The organism is Inhella sp., assembly GCF_041912635.1.
Taxonomy (GTDB): Bacteria; Pseudomonadota; Gammaproteobacteria; order Burkholderiales; family Burkholderiaceae_C; genus Inhella.
In genome coordinates, this window is sequence record NZ_JAYRMO010000019.1 from 89514 (window position 1) to 95858 (window position 6345).

The 6345-nt window shown below is 62.7% G+C and carries 5 protein-coding genes and 1 pseudogene; all 6 read left to right on the forward strand.

What is annotated here, in order from left to right; all coding sequences use genetic code 11:
- Positions 1–8 precede the first annotated feature (8 nt).
- Entirely contained in the window at positions 9–1880 is a 1872-nt protein-coding gene (locus tag ACE3QP_RS12775) for an ATP-binding protein (RefSeq protein ID WP_374436572.1), read from the forward strand.
- Between the two features lie 3 nt (positions 1881–1883).
- Entirely contained in the window at positions 1884–2246 is a 363-nt protein-coding gene (locus tag ACE3QP_RS12780) for a hypothetical protein (protein WP_374436574.1), read from the forward strand.
- A 33-nt stretch (positions 2247–2279) separates the two neighbouring features.
- Complete coding sequence (locus tag ACE3QP_RS12785) at positions 2280–3851, forward strand: ABC transporter substrate-binding protein (RefSeq protein WP_374436576.1); 1572 nt, start codon at positions 2280–2282, stop codon at positions 3849–3851.
- A 206-nt stretch (positions 3852–4057) separates the two neighbouring features.
- Positions 4058–5152 carry an ATP/GTP-binding protein gene (locus ACE3QP_RS12790; protein WP_374436578.1) on the forward strand — a complete coding sequence of 365 codons (1095 nt, stop codon included), beginning with the start codon at positions 4058–4060 and terminating at the stop codon, positions 5150–5152.
- Positions 5149–5817: a DUF3226 domain-containing protein gene (locus tag ACE3QP_RS12795; RefSeq protein ID WP_374436580.1), complete on the forward strand. Its 669-nt coding sequence runs from the start codon at positions 5149–5151 to the stop codon at positions 5815–5817. The genes ACE3QP_RS12790 and ACE3QP_RS12795 overlap by 4 nt, the downstream gene beginning before the upstream one ends.
- A gap of 232 nt (positions 5818–6049) precedes the next feature.
- Positions 6050–6345: pseudogene (locus ACE3QP_RS12800) on the forward strand (IS3 family transposase); the annotation flags it as partial.

A 6345-nucleotide genomic window follows, 5' to 3' on the forward strand; every position in this document is an offset into this window, starting at 1 on the left:
CTCGGGCCATGCCCAACCCGCCGCCGCCCAGCACGCTCGCCGAGCTGGCCGCGCTGCGGGCGCACTACACCGAGCAGCCCGACCGCGCCCACACCCTGCTGGCGCCGGTGCAGGCGCAGTTGCAGCCCCTGCTGGAGGCCGACCGCGAGAGCGAGTTCGGCGTCGAGCTGGGGCTGTTGTTCATCGAGCTCTGCCTGGAAACGCGCCGCTACAGCCAGGGCTGGGCCGCGCTGGCGCAGCTGGTGAACTGGAACCTGCGCGGTGCCGCGCCGCAGCGCCAGGCCCTGCTGCAGGCCCTGCACGCGCGCGCCCTGGTGGCGCAAGGCCGGCTCGATGAAGCGCTGCCCGAGATCGAGCGCGCGCTGCAGCTGGCGCAGCTGGGCGAGGAGGTGCTGGCCTGGGGCTACGCGCACATGGCGCTGGGGCACTTTGCCGCCCGCCAGGGCGATGGCGTGCGCGCCGCCGAGCACCTGCGCGAGGCCCTGGCTCTGCTGCAGCGCAGCGGCAACGATGGCCCCTGGGCCCATGTGTACGCCGCCCTCATCGTGGCGCTGCGCAACCTGGCCAGCCCGGCCGAGCGCCTGGCCGTCATCCACGAAGGCAAGCAGGTGCTGCTGGCGCAATGCCGCTGGGCCGAGGCCTGCAACCTCACCTGCGAGCAGATCGAGATCGCGCTGAGCGCGCAGCGCCTGGACGAGGCCAGGGCCTATCTGCGCGAGGCCGAGCACCTGGCCCGCCAGGCGCCGCCGCAGGCCCCCGTGCGCGCCGGCCTGCAACTGGCCAACAGCAGCCTGCTGTTCGCCGAAGGCGCGCATGAGGCCGCCATTGCCCTGGCCAAGGACTGGCTGGCCAGCGTGCGCGAGCAGCTGCAGCCGGTCGACCAAGTCTTCTTCCTGGAGCGCCTGGCGCGCTGGCAGGCCCAGGCCGGCCAGGCGCAGGAAGCCCTGGACAGCCTGGCCGAGAGCCACCGCGTGGCCCTGGCGGCGCAGCGCGCGCATGGCGAAGGCGACCTGCGTGCCGCCCGCCAGGCGCTGGAGCTGGCGCACGAACGCCAGCGCCGCGCGCAAAGCGAGGCCCATGCCACCGAGCTGGCCCGCACCAACCGCCGCCTGCAGCGCGCGCTGGACGATCTCAGCGCCACGCAGCGCCAGCTGCTGGATGCCGCCAAGCACGCCGCCCTGGGCCGCATGCTGGCCGGCATGGCGCACGAGATCAACACGCCGGTAGGCAATGCCCTGACCACCGCCAGCGCGCTGGAGCAGCTGGCCGCCGAGCTGCCACGCGCCCTGCAAGGCGGGCAGCTGCGCCGCAGCGAGCTGGAACGCCAGCTGCAAACCCTGCACGAAGGCAGCCGCCTCGTCGTCACCAGCCTCACCCGCGCCTCCGAACTGCTCGGCGGCTTTCGCGACCTGCCCACCCTCACCCGCCAGGAGGCCGGCGAGCCCGTGGACCTGCCCGCGCTGGTGCGGGCCGCCGCGCAGCGCAGCCTGCCCGACACCATCCGCCTGCAACTGGCCGTGCCCGAGCGCGCACGCTTGGACGGCGAGGCCCTGCTGGAGGTGCTGCAGCAACTGCTGCAGAACACCGCACGCCACGCCTACCCGCAGGGCCAGCCCGGCACGGTGGCGGTGGACGCGCAGTTTGAGCGCCCGGGCTGGCTGCGCTTGAGCGTGCAGGATCAGGGCCCCGGCGTGCCGGCCGAGCTGCTGCCCCAGCTGTTCGAGCCCTATGCCACCAGCCGCTTCGGCCAGGGGCGCAGCGGCCTGGGCCTGTTCGTCAGCCGCGCCATCGTGGAGCAGCGCCTGGGCGGGCGCATCGAGCTGCACAGCCAACCCGGCCGGGGCTGCCGGGTGGAGCTGGCGCTGCCCGCGCCCGCCTGAACCATGCCCGGCCCCACGCGCTGGATCCGCATCGAAGCCGCCGCGCCGCCGAAGCCGGCCGTGGGCGCGCCCTGCAACGGCTGCGGCCAATGCTGCCTGGCCGAGCCCTGCCCACTCGGCATCCTGGCCAGTCGGCGCCGCCACGGCGAATGTGCGGCGCTGGAATGGGAACCCACGCAGGCGCGCTACCGCTGCGGCCTGCTGCGCGCGCCGCTCGCCCACCTGCTGGGCCGCCCAACCAAGCAGGCGCACGCGCTGGACGGCCCGCTGCGCGCCCTGGCGCGGCGCTGGATTGCCGCTGGCAGCGGCTGCGATGCGGAGCTGGAGACCCTGCACCCGAACGAGCAGAAAGCGCCCCCGGCCTGACTACCATGCGCCCTTCGCTTCGGAGGAAACCGCATGCTGACCCGCACCCTTGGCGCCCTGGCCGCCGCTGCCCTGTTCGCCACCGCCGCCCCCGCCAACACCCTGCGCTGGGCCGCCCAGAACGATGTGCTGACCCTGGACCCGCACAGCCAGAACCACAGCACCACCAGCGCCCTGCTGCAGCACGCCTATGAGGGCCTGACGCGTTACACCCGCGACTACAAGATCGAAGGCGCGTTGGCCACCGAGTGGAAGCAGCTCAGCCCCACCCAGGTGCGCTTCAGCCTGCGCAAGGGTGTCAAGTTCCAGGACGGCACCCCCTTCACGGCCGACGACGTGGTGTTCAGCTTCCAGCGCATCATGTCCCCCACCTCCACGCTGCAGGCCTTCGTGGCCGGTGTGAAGGAAGTGAAGAAGGTGGACAGCCACACGGTCGACTTCATCCTCGAGCGGCCCAATCCCATCCTGACGCGCACCATCGTCGACTTCCGCATCGTCAGCAAGGCCTGGGCCGAGAAGAACAAGGCCATCGCCCCGCCCAACTACAAGGCCAAGGAAGAGAACTACGCCACCCGCAATGCCATGGGCACCGGGCCGTACAAGATCGTCAGCTGGCAGCCCGAGCAGCGCATCACCATGGCGCAGAACGCCGACTGGTGGGACGCCAAGAACGCCAGCAACGTCAAGGAAGTCATCTACACCCCCATCAAGAGCGACCAGACCCGCGTGGCGGCCCTGCTCTCGGGCGAAGTGGACATGATGACCGACATGCCCACCCAGGACGTCGCCAAGATCAAGGGCGATGGCAAGTTCAAGGTGGTCGAGGGCAACGAGGTCCGCACCATCTTCGTGGGCATGGACCAGGGCTCGGACCAGCTCAAGGGCAGCAATGTGCAGGGCAACCCCCTGAAGGACCGCCGCGTGCGCGAGGCGCTGAGCCTGGCCATCGACCGCCACGGCATCCAGCGCGCCATCATGCGCGGCCTCTCGCTGCCCGCCGCCACCATGGTCGCCCCGGGTGTGAACGGCCACAACCCGCAGCTGGACCAAGCGCCCAAGGCCGACCCCGAGCGCGCCAAGAAGCTGCTGGCCGAGGCCGGCTACCCGAACGGCTTCGAGACTCCGTTCAACTGCCCCAACAACCGCTATGTGAACGACGAGGAAATCTGCCAGGCCATCGTCAGCATGTGGGCACGCGTGGGCGTCAAGGCCAAGCTGGGCACCGAGAGCTTCAGCAGCTACTCGCCCAAGATCCAGAACTTCGAGTTCCAACTCTTTCTGTACGGCTGGGGCATCCCCACCTACGACGCGCTCTACAGCTTCCAAAGCCTGGCCCGCAGCCGCGCCGGCGGGGCCGATGGCAACTACAACTACTTCAAGATCAGCGACCCCCGCATGGACCAGTTGATCGACGACATCAAGGTCGAACTGGAACCGGTGAAGCGCAACGCGCTGATCAACGCGGTGCTGCAGCGCATGAAGGAAGAGCAGTTCTTCATCCCCATCCACCACCAAGTGCGCCCTTGGGCGATGAAGCCCAATGTCACGACCGTGCATCGGTCGGATGACAAACCGGAGGCGCGGTTTACGAATTTTGGGAAGTGATTGAGGCGGGCGGAGCCGGCCGCGAGGCCTTGCTCCGCTTGTTCAGGTCGGCACTTGGTCGCGATCGGCGCAAGCTGAAAGACTTGACCCCAAAACGTTGACGCAAAGACCTATGACCCCAAGACCTGCATTTAGTGCCGCACCTCGTGAGGCAAGAGTAGTCAGGTCCAAACAAAACAATCCAACCCAGACAAAGAAATCACAATATGTTGATCAGTAAAGTAGTCATTCACGATTTCAAGGGGTTCGATCTCCTTGAAATTCCAAATTTAACAAAAATAAACCTATTCGGCGGGAAAAACAACGTTGGGAAGAGCAGCATTCTTGAAGCAATCTTCTTGGCGCTTGATCGCTTGAATCCACACCTCTTTCTCCGTCAACTTGAATGGCGCACACTCGGCCCCATTGAAATGGGCGAATCCATTTGGACACCATTCTTTAGGAACAATAGTGGCAGCGGCAACAACACCATCAAAATTGAGTTGGAGTTGTCATCAAAGCAGCTTCTAGCTGTTTCATTCGCCAAAGGCATAACCAGTCAAGTAATCAACACAAACCAAGGAAAGTTAAAGTCATCAACTTCTCAACCACCTTCATTTGGCTCCACAAAAATAGGAGCCAACGCCCTTTCAATCAAAGCAAGCCTTGACGCCAAGAATATACAAGATTCAATCTTTCGCGTGAATGGCGCACAAATTGGATTTGAGCACAAGCATCTCGAAACCATCGGGATAATATATGCACGTGCAATGATGACTCGTCACATGAGTCAAGCTGAAGAAGCCGACCTCTTTTCAAAGTTAGATGCAGACGACAGAACAGCACCTGTAATTGAGGCAATTCGCGGAATCGACGAGCGGATCGAATCAATATCAATTGGAGTGAGCGCCGGAAGTCCAAGGCTGCAGGCAACTCTTCGAGGAATCAAGGGAAAAATACCACTTGCGCTACTTGGAGATGGTTCCAGGCGAATTGCCGGAATGGTCATGGCAATTCTTGAGCGCCCCAAGAGCATTATTTTGATTGACGAAATCGAGACTGGAATTCACCATTCAAAAATGTCAACAATGTGGACGGCTATTGCTCGCGCCGCCGAAGTATCCGAGTCACAAGTCCTTGCCACTACCCACAGCAGAGAATGCATTGAGGCAGCCAGCCATGCCATGCGCACTCAGTCAAGTTCAGAACTTTTTTCTTACCATAGAGTTCAACGCAAGCCGGATTTGGGTAAATTGAGCATCGTACGTTACTCTGGCGAAGAAGTTGCTATGGCCTCCGAGGGAGAGGTCGAAATCAGATGAAAAATGACAACTCCGTAAAGCACTCAAAAATCCTGCTAGTGGAAGGCAAGGACGAGAAAAATCTCTGCGAGTGCGCGCTAGATATTCTGAAAATTGCAGACGTTCAAATAATTGACTGCGAAGGGGGATCCAATATCGCAAAGCGCCTACTTCTGCTGTCAAAAGACGAAAATTTCAGCCTAGTGACAAATGTCGTGATTGTTTGCGATGCAGAGAAAAATATTTTATCAAGAATACACAGCCTGCAAAGTGCACTCGCAAGCGCAGGCCTTCCGAATATTCGCTCAGACACATTGGCGTCAGAAAGTTTCAATCCAAAAGTATCTGCATGGATCAGCCCAGATTGCCAGTCCAACGGGATGCTCGAAGATTTATTCATTAAAACCTTGGAAAGCACAGAACTAATGAAACTCACAAAGGCATTTGTCGACAGCCTAAGATGCCTTCCGAAAGACATCAGTCCCGGAGCACCAACATTCCCGACAAATATTCCAAAGGCTATCGCGCATGCATGCCTTACCGCCACTGACCCCTTGGTAAAAGGCATTGGACTTGCCGTCAAGCGGGGTTTCTGGGATCTCAATCATGCTGCTATGGACCAGTTCCGATCTTTTCTCCTGACGAGTTTTGCAGATGCAACGCCGAGCAATGTCGCGACAACCTGAACCACGCGCCGAACGGCGCCAGTGTCACCCATTAGCTGTCGGGTCCCGGGTAATTTACTACCCGCCAGGAAATTAAGTCCGGGTGCGAGGCGTGCCATTTTTTCAAGGCCTGGAATGGCGTGTTCAGGTCCAGCGCGTGATCAGGCCGCCATGGCCCCCTGCTCCGTCCATGTCCTCCTCCGCCGGCCTGCCGGGCCGGCGGATTCCCCCTTGACTTCCCTAAGGGGCGCTAGTGCAGCTCGTTGAGCCCGTGAAGGCCCTGATCGAAGCCATTCCGAGCTTCGGCTACCGCACGGTGGCGCACCTGCTGCGTATGAACAAGAACACCGTGCAGCGCATCTTCCAGCTCAAGGGCTGGCAGGTGCGCAAGCGCCCCGTGGGCCAGCGTCCCCGAATCCAAGCCATGCCCTCAGTGGCCAAGGCGCCCAATGAGCGCTGGGCCACCGACCTCTGTCGCGTCTGGTGCGGGCGCGATGGCTGGTGCAGCTTGGCCCTGGTGATCGACTGCCACACCCGAGAGCTGTTGGG